At 57.1% G+C, this 16,342-nt stretch carries 13 protein-coding genes and 1 tRNA gene; 4 read left to right on the top strand and 10 right to left on the bottom strand.

The annotated features are described in order from the left end of the window. Positions 1-2: 2 nt before the first annotated feature. The 7 genes from RBB75_RS16940 to RBB75_RS16910 all read right to left on the bottom strand — a co-directional run bounded on the left by RBB75_RS16940 (position 3) and on the right by RBB75_RS16910 (position 8,144). Positions 3-563, bottom strand: a complete 561-nt coding sequence (locus RBB75_RS16940) for a pentapeptide repeat-containing protein (RefSeq protein WP_353068736.1) — start codon at positions 561-563, stop codon at positions 3-5. A 256-nt stretch (positions 564-819) separates the two neighbouring features. Then, the gene (locus tag RBB75_RS16935) at positions 820-2,061 is read right to left on the bottom strand and encodes an ABC transporter permease (protein ID WP_179637847.1); all 1,242 of its coding nucleotides are present in this window, start codon (positions 2,059-2,061) and stop codon (positions 820-822) included. 4 nt (positions 2,062-2,065) lie between these two features. Then, a complete protein-coding gene (locus RBB75_RS16930) occupies positions 2,066-3,322 on the bottom strand; it encodes an ABC transporter permease (RefSeq protein WP_353068735.1) in 1,257 nt (418 codons plus the stop codon). Between the two features lie 129 nt (positions 3,323-3,451). Next, positions 3,452-4,048, bottom strand: coding sequence for a 3-hydroxyacyl-CoA dehydrogenase NAD-binding domain-containing protein (locus tag RBB75_RS16925; protein ID WP_179637845.1), 597 nt, complete (start codon positions 4,046-4,048; stop codon positions 3,452-3,454). After that, positions 4,048-4,233: a hypothetical protein gene (locus RBB75_RS16920; RefSeq protein ID WP_179637844.1), complete on the bottom strand. Its 186-nt coding sequence runs from the start codon at positions 4,231-4,233 to the stop codon at positions 4,048-4,050. Before RBB75_RS16920 ends, RBB75_RS16925 begins: the two co-directional genes overlap by 1 nt. A 39-nt stretch (positions 4,234-4,272) precedes the next feature. After that, entirely contained in the window at positions 4,273-5,868 is a 1,596-nt protein-coding gene (gene malQ / locus RBB75_RS16915) for a 4-alpha-glucanotransferase (RefSeq protein WP_179637843.1), read from the bottom strand. A gap of 302 nt (positions 5,869-6,170) precedes the next feature. Next, positions 6,171-8,144 carry a peptidylprolyl isomerase gene (locus RBB75_RS16910; RefSeq protein ID WP_179637842.1) on the bottom strand — a complete coding sequence of 658 codons (1,974 nt, stop codon included), beginning with the start codon at positions 8,142-8,144 and terminating at the stop codon, positions 6,171-6,173. Positions 8,145-8,494: 350 nt separating this feature from the next. On the opposite strand from RBB75_RS16910, the gene RBB75_RS16905 reads away from it, so the two are divergent. After that, entirely contained in the window at positions 8,495-10,990 is a 2,496-nt protein-coding gene (locus tag RBB75_RS16905) for an ABC transporter permease (RefSeq protein ID WP_179637841.1), read from the top strand. 105 nt (positions 10,991-11,095) lie between these two features. Here the strand turns inward: RBB75_RS16905 and RBB75_RS16900 are convergent, their stop codons facing one another. Further along, a complete protein-coding gene (locus RBB75_RS16900) occupies positions 11,096-11,485 on the bottom strand; it encodes an FtsB family cell division protein (protein WP_257030907.1) in 390 nt (129 codons plus the stop codon). Positions 11,486-11,750: 265 nt separating this feature from the next. Between RBB75_RS16900 and RBB75_RS16895 the strand changes: the two genes are divergently transcribed. The 3 genes from RBB75_RS16895 to RBB75_RS16885 all read left to right on the top strand — a co-directional run bounded on the left by RBB75_RS16895 (position 11,751) and on the right by RBB75_RS16885 (position 13,556). Further along, positions 11,751-12,347: a biotin transporter BioY gene (locus tag RBB75_RS16895; RefSeq protein WP_179637840.1), complete on the top strand. Its 597-nt coding sequence runs from the start codon at positions 11,751-11,753 to the stop codon at positions 12,345-12,347. A 92-nt stretch (positions 12,348-12,439) separates the two neighbouring features. After that, positions 12,440-13,294, top strand: a complete 855-nt coding sequence (locus RBB75_RS16890; protein ID WP_179637839.1) for a menaquinone biosynthesis family protein — start codon at positions 12,440-12,442, stop codon at positions 13,292-13,294. A 186-nt stretch (positions 13,295-13,480) separates the two neighbouring features. Further along, positions 13,481-13,556 (top strand) — tRNA-Lys (locus tag RBB75_RS16885). Positions 13,557-13,867: 311 nt separating this feature from the next. Here the strand turns inward: RBB75_RS16885 and RBB75_RS16880 are convergent. Together RBB75_RS16880 and glgA are read right to left on the bottom strand one after the other, a co-directional pair. Further along, positions 13,868-14,956 carry an oxidoreductase gene (locus tag RBB75_RS16880; protein ID WP_179637838.1) on the bottom strand — a complete coding sequence of 363 codons (1,089 nt, stop codon included), beginning with the start codon at positions 14,954-14,956 and terminating at the stop codon, positions 13,868-13,870. A gap of 96 nt (positions 14,957-15,052) precedes the next feature. Next, a complete protein-coding gene (gene glgA / locus RBB75_RS16875; RefSeq protein WP_353068734.1) occupies positions 15,053-16,267 on the bottom strand; it encodes a glycogen synthase in 1,215 nt (404 codons plus the stop codon). Positions 16,268-16,342 lie beyond the last annotated feature (75 nt).

Here is a 16,342-nt window from a genome sequence, read left to right as displayed (position 1 = left end):
CATCAGACAATTCGTATCCCCAGGAGCGGTGCAAATTGCAGTGCCTGCGATGCATCGACCAATGCGCCCTTGATGTCCTCCGCATTCAACTGCACTCCATCCACCACCGATCCTCGCAGATCCGCATCGACAAGCTTGCTCTTGCTCATCTCCGCGTTCCGAAGATTACACCTGCGGAATCGAGTGCCCGTGAGATCCGCTCCATAGAAGTCCGCCTCTTCAAAGTTGCAAGAATCGAACTCCGAAGATTTGAAGTGAGAGAAGCGGAATTGCGAGTATCGCTGGTCCCCCTGCGAGATCAAGACGTCCTGGCAATCCAACTTACTCGCGCGAAAACCGGTCATTCGGCAGTTGACGAACTCAACTCTCACCAAGGACATCGCCTTGGCCTCCAGATTTGCCAGATCGCAGTTCACCAGGCGCACATCGGCGAGCTTGATCGAACTGAATTTGCTGTTCGACAGATTGACCCGTTCGAGAATCGAAGTTTCCATGAGGAGAGAGTCTACGATTTGCTCTTCCAGTACGATCGCCTCGATTAATCCGTCCGAGATCGAGATCACATCGCGCTCAAAGAGAGCTTCTGCATTAGCTAGAGCCTCGGGCTCGCTCCTAAACTCGGGCTCACGGCGATGGAATATGAATTCTTTAGGAGTTTTAACCTGCTTCACTTCGCCTCGCGAATGTATTTAGACCAGCAAATTATTGCCCTGCTCAAGGCGATCAATACTCCATGTTAGCCAGTTTTTGGTGGTTCGCAGTTGTAACGAAGACTTTTTGGACGAAAAAGACGTGACCTATTTGTGAAAAATCTCGCTCCTACTCGTACCGGAGTGCCTCGATGGGGTCCAGGCTTGCGGCCTTCATCGCCGGAATCATCCCGCTGATTGTTCCTACAATAATGAGAATTACCGTTGCCACCAGAACGGTGTTCGGCGAGATGAGCAGATGAATATCCCCGGCCTCCGCGTTCGAGGCCAGTGCGCTGTAGAAAGTAATTCTCCCTACTCCCTTTGCCACAGCGTACGCCAAGGCGATTCCGCCAACGCCGCCGACCCCCGAGATTACCAGTGCTTCAGCCAGAAACTGCAGCAGGATGTGGCGCTTCCTCGCTCCCAGCGCCTTCTCCACCCCGATCTCGCGCGTTCTCTGCTGCACGCTCACGAGCATAATATTCATCAGACCGATGCCAGCAATTCCCAAGGTCAGAGCGCCTATAAACGACAACAACACCTGCAACCCCAGTGAAATAATCCGAAACTGCGTCAACTGCTCCATGATGTTCGCCACAAATACAGCACGGCGATCGCTCGGCCTGTAACCATGCGCTATCGCGAGGGTCTTGCGCAGCGCCAGTTCGACCATCTTCGGATCGCCCTTGTAATCCAGCCAAATACCGTCGAGGTACTTTGTGTCCTTGATATCGCTCATCGTGGTGAGCGGCACATTCACCTGGCGGTTGATGTCGTTATCATCCCCCTCTTGCATCTTCGGCGTCATCACCCCCACCACCTCGAAGCTTACTCCATTCAGCCGAATCTTCTCTCCGATCGGGTACAGGCCTGAAAACAGCTTCGTCTTCGCCTCTGATCCGATTACCGTCACGTGCGCCCTCTGCTGCACGTCCGCCTCGGTGATTGGCCGGCCCTCGGCGAGGTCCAGTCTCTGGATTGACTGCAGATTCGGCGTAATCCCTGTGACATCCCAGCTATAACTGTGCAGATCGTTCTGAACCGGAACGGTTTTATCCACTGTTGGGGCCACGCGCATCACACCCGGCACCGTCTCCTGAATCCGTTCCACATCCTCCTGAGTCAGTCGGACCTGCACACCCGCCTTCGATCCTCCTGCCTGCTCGCTGGTCCTACCCGGAAAGACGCCGATCATGTTTGTCCCAAACTGCGCGAAGATGTTCTCGAACGCCTGCCCGAACCCCGCGCCATAGGCCAGCAGCAGCACTACCGTCGCGATGCCCCACGCCATGCCTACGATCGTAATCATCGTCCGTCGACGGTTATGTTTCATCGCCTCAATAGCCTGCCCCAGGATGTCACTCAGCATGGTCTTATTCCTTTCGCAGTGCTTCCACAGGAGCGAGCATCGCGGCCTGCCTCGCCGGATAGAGCCCGGCCACAATTCCGCACAATGTCAGCGTCCCCATCGCCATCGCAGCCGACCACGGTACAAGGCGCGGGGGATCAAATCCCATGTCGTTATTTCCAACTACCGAACCGAGCGCCGCCATCAGAGCCGCAGCGCCGATAATTCCGATCAGCCCACTCAACGCCGTCAGCGTCAGCCCCTCAAGAAAGAACTGGAAGAGAATGCTCCGATTTGTCGCACCCAGTGCTTTGCGAAGACCAATCTCCTTCGTTCGCTCTGTCACCGTCACCAACATAATGTTGATAATTCCCACAGCACCTAGCGCCAGCGTTACGATTCCGACGCCCCCAAGGAACACGTCCATCGCGGTAAAGATCAACCCCACCATCCGGTTCGACTTGATCGTATCCCACTCTTCGAATCCCTCTTTCCGAGCTGGATCGAAGCCGTGGCGTGTCGCGATGACTTTGTGTACTTCAGCCTTCGCGGTTTCGTTCAACTCTTCTGTCAGCGGCTGGTACTGGATTTGAGAGATCGAATCCTGCGGGATGTTGTCGCCAGTCAGAGGAAAGAACTCCTGCATTGTGGTCAACGGAATGTAGATTCTCTGATTAGGCCCGTCATTGTTACCACGCCCTACCTTCTTCGCTACCCCGATCACTTGAAACCGGTAGCCATTCAATGTGATGACTGCACCAAGAGGGGGCCGACCCGGAAATAAAAGCCCGACCATCCTCTGTCCCAGCACCACTACCTGCCGTCGCTCGGTCAGATCCTGCTGGTCTAAGTAGCGGCCTTGTGCGATCGGAAGATTCGAAATCTCCGGATAGTTGAGTTCAACTCCCAAGACCTGACCGCCCGCACTTGAAAAATCGCTCACCTGCTTCAAATCGCTGCGGTTGATGACCGAGGTGACGTTACGAACGTCTGGGGCCTGCTCACGAATCGCCGCCGCATCGCTCATCGTCAACTTGTACGGACGCATTCCCACATGCTGCTCGGGCAGTACGGGTATCGTTCCACCCCACATCATGATCACATCGGTGCCAAGCTCGGCGAGCCCCCTACGCTGTCCCGAACGGAACCCTTCTCCCAGTCCAATCAACAACAAAAGCGAGGCGACACCCCAGGCAATGCCGAACATCGTCAGGAACGAACGCAGCTTATTGGCGCCGATCGACCGGAATACCTGAGCGAAGATATTGATAAGAGCGCGCATAGCTATGGTTGGACGAAAGCTTCCCGAAGTTGTCTACGCAAAGTTGCGCAAACCAGTTCCCTTCCAGCGATGAATTAACATCGGCAGTCTTCGCTGACACAGATAGGGATAACTGCAACAGGAAAGCAACTAGTGTGTCGCCCGGGAGACGTTCTTGATCAGCGCAGGCTCCTCCGTGTCCGCCTCCGCCTGTACCGCAAGTCCAAGTGTAGAGAGAAACCGGCTGACAGTCTCGACAATCGGCTTCAAGGTAGCCGCCGGATATAACACCTGTACCACCGGCGCTACGGCTGCATCACCCCGCACAAGTTCGCCCCGCACAGCAACGCACCGATCCGGCCTGTAGACACAGGACGCCAGATCCGTAATGCTCAGCGCATAACTTGGTGTACACAGAATTGTTTTGGGCGGGGCCATCCGGTCGATCATGCTGAAGATTTCAAGCTTCGACTCGAGCTCATCCGGCACAAAGTCGACGGCAATATCAGCCGTGCGAACGGCATCTTCAACCGTCGCGGCCAACTCCAGGCTTCCCGCCGCAACGCGCTTGCTCAGGTCCGAGTATTCCGCCTCGGCCCGCCACAGATTGGCCGGCATCACGTCTTCGAGCACCACGTCAAAGCCCGCCGCGGCACAAGCTAAAGCGAAGCTGCGGCCAGCCACTCCCGCTCCGATAATCGCAACCCTGCGAATCTCGGGAAGCAGCTGGCGCGCAACCTCCTGCATCACTTTTTGCTCGCGACCGCAGCGATTACGGAGTCGTAGCTCGGTTCTGCGCCCTTGATATGCTCGGACACGCGCTGGCGCTCCTCCTCTGTCAGCGACGGCAGCACTGCTAGAATGCGGCGTAGCGTTACCGAGATGTCATCAACGTAGTTCATAGTGCGGATTGCTTCGCCAGAGAGAGGCATGCTTTGGTGCTCCTAAGAGATTAAAGATACTTATTCAGTCTAAACGTTCGCGCCCAGCTCTGCCCGTTTCGACGCCTCTTCTACCGGCTTGCCTGCTTCGACCCCCTCCGATGGCTTCTCCCATCCATCACGATCGGTCATCGCCATCAGGTCGGCCAGCTGAGCTGCAAAGTCCGGATGCACGGCGTTCAGCCCGTACCGCCAGCACCAGTTCCCCGCTCCAGCCGACGGCGTATTCATTCTCGCTTCGCTGCCCAGATGCAACACATCCTGCATCGGAAAGACGCAGAGATTCGCCACAGACCGAGCCGCCGCACGAATCATCGCCCAGACGATATCTTCGTCGTGATCGATCTTCTGCAGATAGGTTTGCACATTCGTACGCTCGACATCGCTCACATCATCCCGCCACCAACCCAGCGTCGTGTTGTTGTCGTGCGTGCCCGTGTACACCACCGTATTCGGAACGTACCGATGGGGGAGATAGAGATGTGCGCCACGATCCGAGAACCCGAACTGCAGAATACGCATACCTGGCATGCCAAAGTGCTCCCGCAGCTCGTCCACCTCGGGGGTGATCAGCCCAAGATCCTCCGCGACAAATGGCAGATCTCCAAAGACCTCCTTCAAACGCTGAAACAGCTCATGCCCTGGAGCCTTCACCCACTGCCCATTGATCGCCGTCTCCTCCTCAGCGGGAATCGACCAGAACGCCTCAAACCCGCGGAAGTGGTCCAGCCGGATCACGTCATACAGGGTCAACGACCGCCGAATCCGCGCCACCCACCAGTCGAATCCTCGCTCTTTCAACAGACCCCACTTGTAGAGTGGATTTCCCCAACGCTGTCCGGTCGCGGAAAAGTAATCCGGCGGCACACCCGACACACGAACCGGTCTTAGGTCTTCGTCCAGCTCAAACATCTCGGGATGCGTCCATACATCGGCGCTGTCGTAGTTTACGAAGATGGCAACATCTCCCATGATGCGAATCTTCCGCTCGGCACAGTATCCCCGCAGCGCGCACCACTGCTCATTGAAAAAAAACTGGACTACCTGCTCAATCGCAAGCTCGCGTCCACGATCGTTCAAAAGCTTGCCCAGTGCATCGCCTTCACGCCGTGCATACCCCGGTGGCCACTCATGCCAGCTGCCATACTCGTGCATACGACGAAGCACGTTGAACATCGCATAGTCCTGCAGCCATGAGCTGTTGTGTTCGCAAAATCTCTGGAAGCTCGCCCGCCAGTTATCCGGCGCATGGTCGAGGAAGTTCCCAGCTGCTTCTTCGATCAGCGGCAGTTTCAGCCGAAACGCCGCCTCAAAGTCCGCGGACCCGTCATGCCCCGGCAGCCCTGCAATCCGCTCTCCTGCAATCCACCCGTCATGGACCAGAGCTTCGAGGCTGATCAAAAGCGGATTCCCCGCAAACGCCGAAAGCGCGGAGTAGGGAGAACTCCCATAACCGGTCGGACTCAGAGGCAGCACCTGCCACATTCTCTGCTTCGCTGCTGCCAGAAAATCTACAAACTCATACGCGGCAGGTCCAAAGTCCCCTATTCCACCATACGAAGGCAGCGAGGTCACATGCAGCAAGACTCCCGAAAGACGTTCCTGATTGCTCACTTCCCCACTCATCCAGCCCCCCTATATAGCCTCAACGTATGATGCCAAAAATCGATCTTCGCACCGCAAAATGATAGGCCCTTGGGCGCACCCGGCCATTCGCCTACAATTAAGTCATCGGCGCCACCATCCATCCTAACCGTCAGGCTTAGATTATTTGCCTTAGTGAGGTACTCTCCCAGGTACGATCAGTATCCCTGGAGGCGCCGCCATTCAGCCCGGCGAGATCGACGGCAGTGTGCTTCGATGCAAAACGCAAAGATGCCCCAGGTCTTGATTCTCCTGGGGCATCTTTTACAGCATGGAGCGAACGGCTAGTTGCCGGCTGGCAAACCGGGCTCAGCCTGCTTCTTCGAGAACCTGACCGCGCCACCCTTCTCGTACTTCTGGGTCAACTCGCCGATGTAGACACGGAAGATCTCTTCCCGTTGCTCGTTGAGCAGTTTGTCTTTCGTTGCGTTGAAGTTCTTCGCGATGTCGTCGGCCGTGGGCTCCTGCTTGTCGATCACGCTGAGCACAACTCCAACTCGCCCGGCATTGATCGGCCCTGAGATCGCGCCCTTGGGCAACGAGAACGCCACCGAACCTGCACCGCTCATCGCACCGAGATCCGGCACCTGGCCATCCTTGCCGACCAGATCGCTGGTCTTCAATGGAACGTTCATCTCCGCCGCAGCCTTCTTCAGATCGTTCAGCACCTTCGCCCGCTCGTCCAGCTTGTTCAACTGGGCGCTCAGCAACTGAGGCACCTGCTGCTCGCGGTAGTCCTCGAGAATGTGAGACTTGTAATCCGCAAACTCCGGAGCGTGAGCCGGCTTTACGTCGGTCACCTGGAAGACGGCAAATCCATCGCCGGTAGCGACCGGAGCCGGGTCTGCACCCTTCACCACCGAAAACGCCTGCGTCAACAATCCCGAACCATCTGCCAACCCAGCGATCACGCCGTCCTTTGAAACATAGTCGGTCGTCACCGCGTGCAGCCCCTTCGAAACAGCAGCTTTGTCCAGACCGTTCTTCTTCGCATCCGTAGCCAGTGACGAAGCGAACGTCTGCTCCGCCGCGCCTGCCCTCTGCTGCTCGAGCACCGGCACAATCTCCGGCTTCACCTCAGCCAGTGGGCGAAGATGCGCCGTCTTCTTCTCCTCGACCTGCAGGATGTGATATCCGAACTGTGTCTTGACCAGCTCCGAGGTCTGTCCCCGTGCAAGGGTGAACGCCGCCTTATCAAACTCAGGTACTGTCTTGCCGCGATCCAGCCAGCCCAATTCTCCGCCCTGCGTCTTGCTGCCTGGGTCGTCCGAATTCTTGCTCGCTAGGTCCGCAAAGTTTCCGCCACTCTTGATCTGCTTCAGGATATCCTCAGCCTTCGCTTTTGCCGCGGAATCGGTCTTAGCATCGGCACCAGCAGGAACTGCGATCAGGATGTGACGAACCTTCACCTGCTCTTTGACCTGATACTGATCCTGATGGGCGTTGTAGTAGGCCAACACATCCGCATCCGAGATCTGCGGCTTGCCGCCTGGCAGATTTGACGTATCGAACGAAACATACTCAATCTTCCGCTGCTCAGGAACAGCATTCGCATACCGCGCCGCGTTTGTCTTGAAGAACGCCTGCAACTCCGAATCCGACGGGTTGATTGTCTTGCGGACATCATCGGCCGAGATCACCGCGTAGTCGAACTTCACTTTGGTACCATCGACCTTGTAGGACTCACGCACTGCGTTATCAGATACCGACACGCCACCCGTGATCAGCGCCTGCAGGCGGTTGAGCTCCATATCGCTCTTCACCTGCGACTCAAAGTCCCCGCGAGTTGTCTGAAACGCGCTTTGCACAAAATTGATATACGCATCGTCGCCGATATATTGGCCATTGGGAAACAGATACTGCGCAAATGGGCCGGTCTGCAGCTCGCGGCGCAGATCTTCATCGCTCACCTGCAGATTCATTCTGTCTGCTTCATGCTTAAGGATCGCCCGCTGCACCAGAATCTGCCCGGCGCGCGGCAGAAAGTAAGGCAGCAGCGCATCTGGAAAGTGCTGCTGCTGCAGCTGCCGACTGGCCAGCTGATTAACTTCAACCGTCTTGATGGGCGTGCTCTCTCCAAAGACGCGCCCGAAGGCTCCGGGCTGCTTCACTGTGGCATAAACCGACGCATCGTTCGTCGTAGCGTTGTCAAAGATGCCGGGCACCAGCGTAATCACCATCGTGATCACGGCAAATCCAATAATGACGGCGAAGATAATCTTCGTGATGCGGTTGTCCTGCTGCAGAATACGAATCATGCTTGACTAAAACCTTCACTTCGCGCAAAAGCCTCTCCCGTGCCGGGATTGGCTGCGTGCCCGGGATTTTGCGTGACCTTGCGGGGAGGTCTCTCGACCAACGCCACGCCGGTTGCAGGGCAAGCGACAAGTATAAATCATCAGCCTATGGAAATTCACCCGCCTCCGGCGCTCCAAAGACTCCACCGTCTACTCGTGTCCGTTCGCGGACAACCATTCCGATCTTGGACACCGACCGCTTCCTCAAAACATCCATGACCAAAGAAAACCCCGGAAAATGAGCTTTCGTCCGTGTTCTCTCTGGCACGGCAATTGCTAACTCCCTCATAATCATCTCTTCGAGGACCCGCATGCGCTCTTTCTTTCAAGATCTGAAGATTGCAGTTCGACATCTATCCAAGTCGCCCGGATTCGCCGCAACGGCCATTCTGATGCTGGCCTTAGCTATCGGTGCTACCACGGCAATCTTCTCTCTTGTTGAAGGCGTCCTGTTGCGGCCGCTGCCCTTTCCTGAACCGAGCCGCCTCGTTGTTCTCTCAGATATCCTCAAAGGTTTGGACACCGGCAGTGGTAATAATGAAGCCGGCGTCACCGCTCCCGACATCCGCAACTACAGCCGCGACACGCATAGTTTCACCAGCCTCGGCGGCTACCATTCCACCAGCTATGAGCTCTCCGGCGCAGGCGAGGCCGCCAACGTCAACGCAACACGCATGAGCAGTGGCGTATTCCCTGCCCTCGCTGTCCAGCCCCTTCTTGGTCGCTTCTTCACGAAGCAGGAGGACGATCAGCACCAGCAGGTCCTGGTCCTCAGCTACTCCACTTGGCAGACCCGCTTTCAGGGCGACCCTAACATCCTCGGCCGCAAGGTCCTGCTCGATCGCAAGCCCTACCTCATCATCGGCGTGATGCCCCGCAACTTCGAGTTCCCTCTCGTCCCTGGCCACCTTAACCGCAGTGAGTTCTGGGTTCCGGTCAGCTTCGAACCGGAGGAGCTCGGCACCGGCGCAGCCTCGTGGAACTTTCAGATGGTAGGCCGCCTCAAGCCGGGTGTAACCATCTCTCAGGCCATCGAGGACGCAAACCTTGTCGCCAAAGAGACTGTAAGGAACTACCCCGCCTTCATGGCAGAATTCAGCATCACCTCGATTATCCGGCCGCTGGATGAAGAGACCGTGGAAGAGGCGCGGCCTCTGATCCGTACCCTTTTTCTCGCTGTTGCCGTCGTTCTTTTGATCGCGTGTGCCAACCTTGCCGGTCTTCTTCTGGTGCGCTCCATCCGTCGCCGCCGCGAGATCGCCGTCCGTCTCGCGCTCGGGGCCACCGCCTCCACCCTGCTCTGGCAGGCGATCCTAGAAAGCCTCGTCCTGAGCGTATCGGGAGGAGTCCTGGGGCTAATTCTCGCCGCCATTGCACTTCGTGTGGGCATTCAAGCACTTCCTGAAACGCTGCCGCGCATCAATGAGATCGGCCTCGACTGGCCGGTCGTCGCCTTCGCCCTCGGACTTGCAGTGGTCACAGGCGTCATCTGCGGTCTCGCCCCCGCGTTTGCGGCCATTCGCACCAGCGTCAACGACACCCTGAAAGAAGGCGGCCGAACCGGTACCTCAGGCGGCGGCCACGCCAGGCTTCGCTCCGCACTCGTCATCTCCGAGATCGCCGTAGCACTCGTTCTGCTGGCGGCCTCCGGACTTTTGCTTCGCAGCTTTGAAAAGATGCGCCAGGTCGATCTCGGCTTTCAACCGGATCACACCCTCGTCGCCAGCTATAGTCTCCCCAAAAAACAATATGAAAACCAGACTGCCGTCAATGAGTTCGGCCACGAGCTTTTGGCACGTCTGCAAGCCCTTCCCGGTGTCAAAGCCGTCGGCTTTACTACCTTCCTCCCAGCGAGCGGAAACAACTCCAGCAGCGCCTTTGTCGCAGAAGGACACTCCCTGCCGGCGACTGCGGGGGGGCTCGATCTAGGAACCTCAATCGGTGTGCGAGGTGATTACTTCCGGGCAATGGGGATTCCACTCCTCCAAGGCAGGTTTTTCACACCCGATGACAACGCCAACCAGCCACCCGTAATCATCGTCAACCACATGCTGGCCCAGCAATCCTGGCCCAATCAAAACCCAATTGGCAAGAGGTTTCGTATCGGCACGGAGACGATGAAGACACCGTGGGCGACGGTAGTCGGCGAAGTCGCAGACGTGAAGGAGAACTCCCCCGACCTTCCCTTGAAGCAGCAGTACTACATACCGGACGAGCAGGAAGCAGAGATGGCGGGATCACTCGGATCTCCCACCGACATCGCAGACAACGGCGGGTACATTGTGTTGCGAACAGCAATGGCACCCGAGCAGATGGAAAATCTCTTGCGTTCCACAGTGCACTCAATCGACCCGCAGCTCCCTCTCACCCAGGTCCAAAGCATGGAGCACGCCATCTCGGACACCGAGGCACCCCGCCGTTTCAACACCGCACTGATCTCCTCCTTCGCCTTCATCGCAGTCTTGTTGGCCGTACTCGGAATCTATAGCGTCATAGCATTCTCAGTCGCGCTGCGTGTGCAGGAGATGGCAATTCGAATGGCTCTCGGATCTCAGCGCGCGGGTATCGTTCGTCTGGTGGTTATCTCAGGCGCCAAACTCGCACTCATCGGGTGTGCGATAGGTTTGGCAGGGGCCATCGCCGCCTCCCGTCTGCTGAAGACCTTACTCTTCGGGGTGAGTGCCTTTGATCCCCTGGTTCTCACTCTCGCGACACTGTCGCTCCTGCTGCTAGCCTTGGCCGCCTCTCTGCTGCCAGCCAATCGCGCAGCCTCGGTTGACCTCACCCAGGCACTCCGGTCCGAGTAGCACAAGAGCTCCGCCGCCCTCAAGTAAGCAAAGAAGAAGACAGCTCCAAAGGATGGGATAGGAAAGTGTCTGGAAGGCACTGCAAGGCTAAGCAGCCAGATTCATTTACTGCTTTGCGACACCTGTAGGACTTGATCCTGCGGGAGCGGGCATATACACGATCACCTCACCGGGCCGCGTGTAGTGCAATTCCTCGCGTGCCTGATGCTCAATCGCATTCGGATCGCTCTGTAATCTGCCGACATGCCCTTTCAACAGATCGTTCTCGCGCTGCAGACTGTGCAGCTGAATGTCGAGGCTTTGCGCGTCGTTGCGCTTCTGCTGATAAACCGTCAGCCCATTCTGCCCAAAGATAACGTGGTAACCCATCGCGACCGCGAGCACCGCTGCGGCACCAGTAGCGATCTTTCGCCACCCTACCCGGCCATGTTCATAGAGACGTGCGATGGCACCGGATCGCATCGCCACTACGCCTGCTGTCTTTAAACGTGTCATCCCAATTTCAGTACAAACTTCGCTCCTCGCACCGTCAAGTGGAAATCCCCAATTCCCCCAGGCACGTACCTACTTCATACCGGCTTCTGCTAAAAGGCTGAAAACTGAAGTCCACATCTTCCGTATCCATGCTGATGACCGAATAATCTGCACGAACCCAACCACCTTGTTATCCTTCTTGTGTGGAACGTGCAGTCTGGCCCCAACCCCAACACTTCAACCGCAGCACAAAACACTAAAGCAATAGCAGCGAAAGGATCTCCGCATGCAATCCGCCACCTCCTCTCAACTCGGTCTCACCCACCGCACCGGATCGCTTCAGGAATCTCTCTCCGGCAAAGTCATCCTCACCATCGCAGCGAGTGCCTTCGTAGCCATCTGCGCTCACATCTCTCTCCCACTTCCCTTCACGCCCGTGCCCCTCACCCTGCAGAACTTCGCCGTCATCCTCGTCGGCATGCTGCTCGGTCCCGTAGCTGGCTTCTCCGCAATGGTCCTCTATCTAGCCGAAGGCGCGATGGGCCTCCCCGTCTTCACGCCCCACAGCATCGGTGGCATCGCTCACCTGCTCGGGCCCAACGCAGGCTACCTCTTCTCCTACCCCTTGGCCGCGGCAACCGCCGGCTGGGCTGTCAGAGCCATGCAGCGCATCACCACCCCTTTCCGTGCAGGCCTTGTAGCCGCAACCCTCGCCAGCGCACCTATCTTCATCTTCGGAGCAGGCTGGCTAGCCCATCTCCTCCACACCAGCGCCGCCGCCACCTGGACCATGGCCATCGCCCCATTCCTTCCCGGCGAGATCGTCAAGATCACCGCGGCCGCCGGTATCTTCAGCTCAATCAAACGATGGCGCAAGTCCTAACGCGACCCATCAGCCGCAAGCAACCCAAACTTGACGCAGAGCCACTCACCACTGCGCATCACACACGCATAACGAACACCGAAGGAAGCATCATGACCACCGCAACCACCGCAATCCAGGAAATCAGCATCGCCCACAGCCCCGACTCCGACGACGCCTTTATGTTCTATGGCCTCGCCACCAATAAGGTTCGAGTCCCCGGCTACAAATTCACCCACACCCTCACCGACATCGAGACCCTTAATCACCGCGCCATCAACGAGGCCTTCTACGACGTCACCGCCATCTCCTTCCACGCCTACCCCTACCTGCAGGACAACTACACCCTCATGTCCTGCGGCGGCAGTGTCGGCGAAGGCTACGGCCCCATGATCGTCGCCCCCCGCAAGCTCTCGCTCGACGAAGTCAAGAAGACGCGTATCGCGGTCCCCGGCACCCTCACTACCGCCTATCTCACGCTCAAGCTCTTCGCGCCCGAGATCGAAACCGTCACCGTCCCCTTCGACAAGATCATCCCCGCCGTCGTCGCAGGCGAGTTCGCCGCTGGCCTCATCATCCACGAAGGCCAACTCACCTACGCTAACGATGGCCTCATCAAGCTCCTCGACCTCGGCCAGTGGTGGCGCGACCAGACTGGCCTACCCCTCCCTCTCGGCGGCAATGCCATCCGCCGCTCCCTCGGCGCCGAGGCTCTCCTCACCACCACCAACGCCTTGCGCGACAGCATCCAGCACGCACTCGACAACCGCGAAGAGGCCTTAGCCTACGCCATGCAGTTCGCCCGCGACCTCGACCCCACCCTCGCCAATCGCTTCGTCGGCATGTACGTCAACGAGCGCACCCTGAACTACGGCGAAGACGGCAAGGACGCCATTCGCAAACTTCTCGCCATGGGCTACGACCGCGGCATCATTCCCCACCGCGCCAGCGTAGACTTCGTCGGCTAGACCGGCCAGTTCACAAGCACTCAGCGCCAGCGCGCTGCGCAGATACTTTCATCCAACTCACAGCTTGCAGGCCTGTTTTACGCTGCAAGCTGTGTTATCTTTAATAAGTCGCCTGATTGAGTCCTGTCTACAACACCCCATGCAAAGACTCTCACCGATCTCCTTCTCCAGGAGTAAAAAACTAAAGGACGCGTAGCTCAGTTGGTAGAGCATTCGACTCTTAATCGACTGGTCGTAGGTTCGATCCCTACCGCGTCCACCACCTTTAACTACCATGCAAGTCAACAACTCACAGAGTGCAGGGAGCGAATTGCACTACTTTTGCACTAGATATAATCCCGGTGCATGATCAACAGCTCAGAGTCGGCCCCAGCACTCCGGAAGATCCGTCGCCATGACAGCAGAGCGCGATACTCTCCTCGTTGTAAGTGATACGCTCAACAGCGTGCTGTGCTTTACAGCAGACCTGTCTACGGACATCTCCACGCCCCCACATTGGCAGCAGAGGTCCCCAAGCCACTCAGTATCACTACACTTTTCGAACCCGTTTAATTCAACGTCAGATTCGCGTCGCTAAAGGGTAGGATGAGCTCCACGCCACTGAGCAATCTCGCCTAGGCTCATCGGGAGCAGCAGCACTCTTCCCTGCTCGGCCGAGCGAAATGTTGTCTCCAGCACAGCCATCACCGCAACCGCATCGATCGCCGGAATCGAAGCTTGTTGCCCTCCAAGCATCGCGTCCCTGATCTGCATGTAGTACATCTGCTGGTTGCCCGGCGGTGCGGGAATCTCTGTGCGCATGCCCATCTCGCCATCGTACAGAAGGCCCGGGTCAGGGTCGTAGCCGAAGCCGGGACTGCCAGGCACCATGCCTTCCTTCAACTGTGTCTCCTGCACATCTGCACCGTACTTCATCCAGCTCCCTCTTGTCCCATGCACAATCGACCTTGGACCGCCTTTCGAGACCAGCAAGGACGCATGAAGTATCGTACGCATGCTCTCATAGTTCAGCTGAACATGAGCCCAGTCGTCTGTCTTTCCGCCTTCGCGCAGAGTGGCAAAGCTCGCGCTAATAGATTGTGGGAGGCCGAAGAGATAAAGCGCCTGATCGATTAGATGTGGCCCCAGATCAAACCACAACCCCGCACCTGGACCCATATCCTCGCGCCAGCGCTGACGAACGTGAGGCCGATAGCGGTCCATGTGGCACTCATAGTGTGAGACCACACCAAGCAGGCCCGACTGCAGCACCGCACGTGTGGCCTGAATCTCGCTCTCCCATCGGCGATTGTGAAACACCGAAATCATTCTTCCCTGCTCCTCTGCAATTTGCAGCAGAGAGCGCGCTTCGGCGAGTGTCACCGTGAACGGCTTGTCGACCACCACATCCTTACCCGCGCGCAACGCAGCCGAAGCAAGCGGATAATGGCTGTCGTTAGGGCTCGCGATCACCACCAGATCGACATTGGGATGTATCGCCACCTCCGCGGGAGAACAAACCGTGATCTCACCCAGGTCCTTCCGCACAATCTCAGGCCTGCTTGAGCCCACCATTCTCAACGCAAGCCCCGGAACCGCACGAATTAGCGGTGCGTGAAAGGTCTTTCCTGCATAACCATAGCCGACCAGGCCAACATTAATTCTTCTGGAATCTCCGCTCATCCCACCTTCAGAGTCGCCAACCAAATATCAGCTCGGCAGTTTCGTGTTCTAGATTGTTATGTAACAAGGATCAACGAAATTACTTCGATGAATTGCCTAGCTGCGTTCGCGGATAAGCTTTCGGTAAAGATCGATCGTCTGCTCTGCGATCGCCGACCAGGCAAAGGTCTCTTCTACACGTCTGCGGCCAGCCTCCCCAAACCTCTTAGCCTTCTCAGGATCAGCGAGCAAGTCGGATATCTTCTCTGCCAGATCACGCGAAAACTTCTCTGGATTCGAGGGAAACGTAGTCACCGGATCTTGCTCGAACGACACCAGAGAACCCGTTACCCCGTCTATCACGACCTCAAGAATCCCCCCGGTCGCACTCGCCACTACCGGAGCGTGGCAGGCCATCGCCTCCAGATTGATAATGCCAAATGGTTCGTAGACAGAAGGGCAACAAAAAACAGCCGCGTTACTGTAAAGCTGGATCGCCTCCGGCTTGGTCACCATCTTCTCGATCCATACTACGTGCGGATTTATCTTACTGACTGCCTCAACCTTTTCGCGCATCTCGGCCGCAATCTCCGGTGTGTCCGGCGCGCCTGCGCAAAGCACAACCTGTGTTCCCTTCGGCAGATGAGGGATCGCCTCGACGAGATGCGTAACACCCTTCTGCCGAGTAATTCGCCCGACGAACAAAACGTAAGGCACCATCGGATCAACTCCATACTTGATGAGCGCCGACGTGTCCGAAGTCTTCTGATACTCCTTCAGATCAATCCCGTTATAGATAACGTGAATGCGTTCCGGGTTGATCTCAGGATAAGAACGAAGGATATCTTCTTTTGTTCCCTTCGACACAGCGATCACCGCATCGGCATCCAAGATCGCGGTACGTTCCATCCAAGAGCTCATCGCATACCCACTGCCCAGCTGCTCCGCCTTCCATCCACGCAAAGGTTCCAGGCTGTGCGTGGTCAGGACGAACGGAACGTTGAAGAGCTTCTTGGCAAAAAATCCTGCCATCGATACGTACCACGTGTGCGTATGCACCACATCGATCGCCGCCAGCGACTTCACCTGTGCGAGATTGAGACTCAACGCCTCAAGGGCCGTCTTGTACTTTCCCTCTGTGCCATTTGTGATCTCCGACCATGGTTCTGCACCATGAACATGCAAGTTCCCTTCATCGACCGATTGATTTCCCCAGCAATAGACCTCGATGTCGATCGTCCTGGCCAACTCGCGGCTGAGATATTCCACATGAACTCCGGCCCCGCCGTAAACATTTGGGGGATACTCCCGTGTCATCAGAGCAACTCGCAAACCAAGCCTCCTCCTGTTCGGTATCAACCTTTCAGCGTCGAAACGAACAGAGACACATCATACGCAAATACACTC

This window comes from Tunturibacter empetritectus (assembly GCF_040358985.1).
GTDB classification, from domain to species: domain Bacteria; phylum Acidobacteriota; class Terriglobia; order Terriglobales; family Acidobacteriaceae; genus Edaphobacter; species Edaphobacter empetritectus.
The sequence above is the reverse complement of the archived record's forward strand: the minus strand, read 5'-3'. Positions and strand labels throughout refer to the sequence as shown.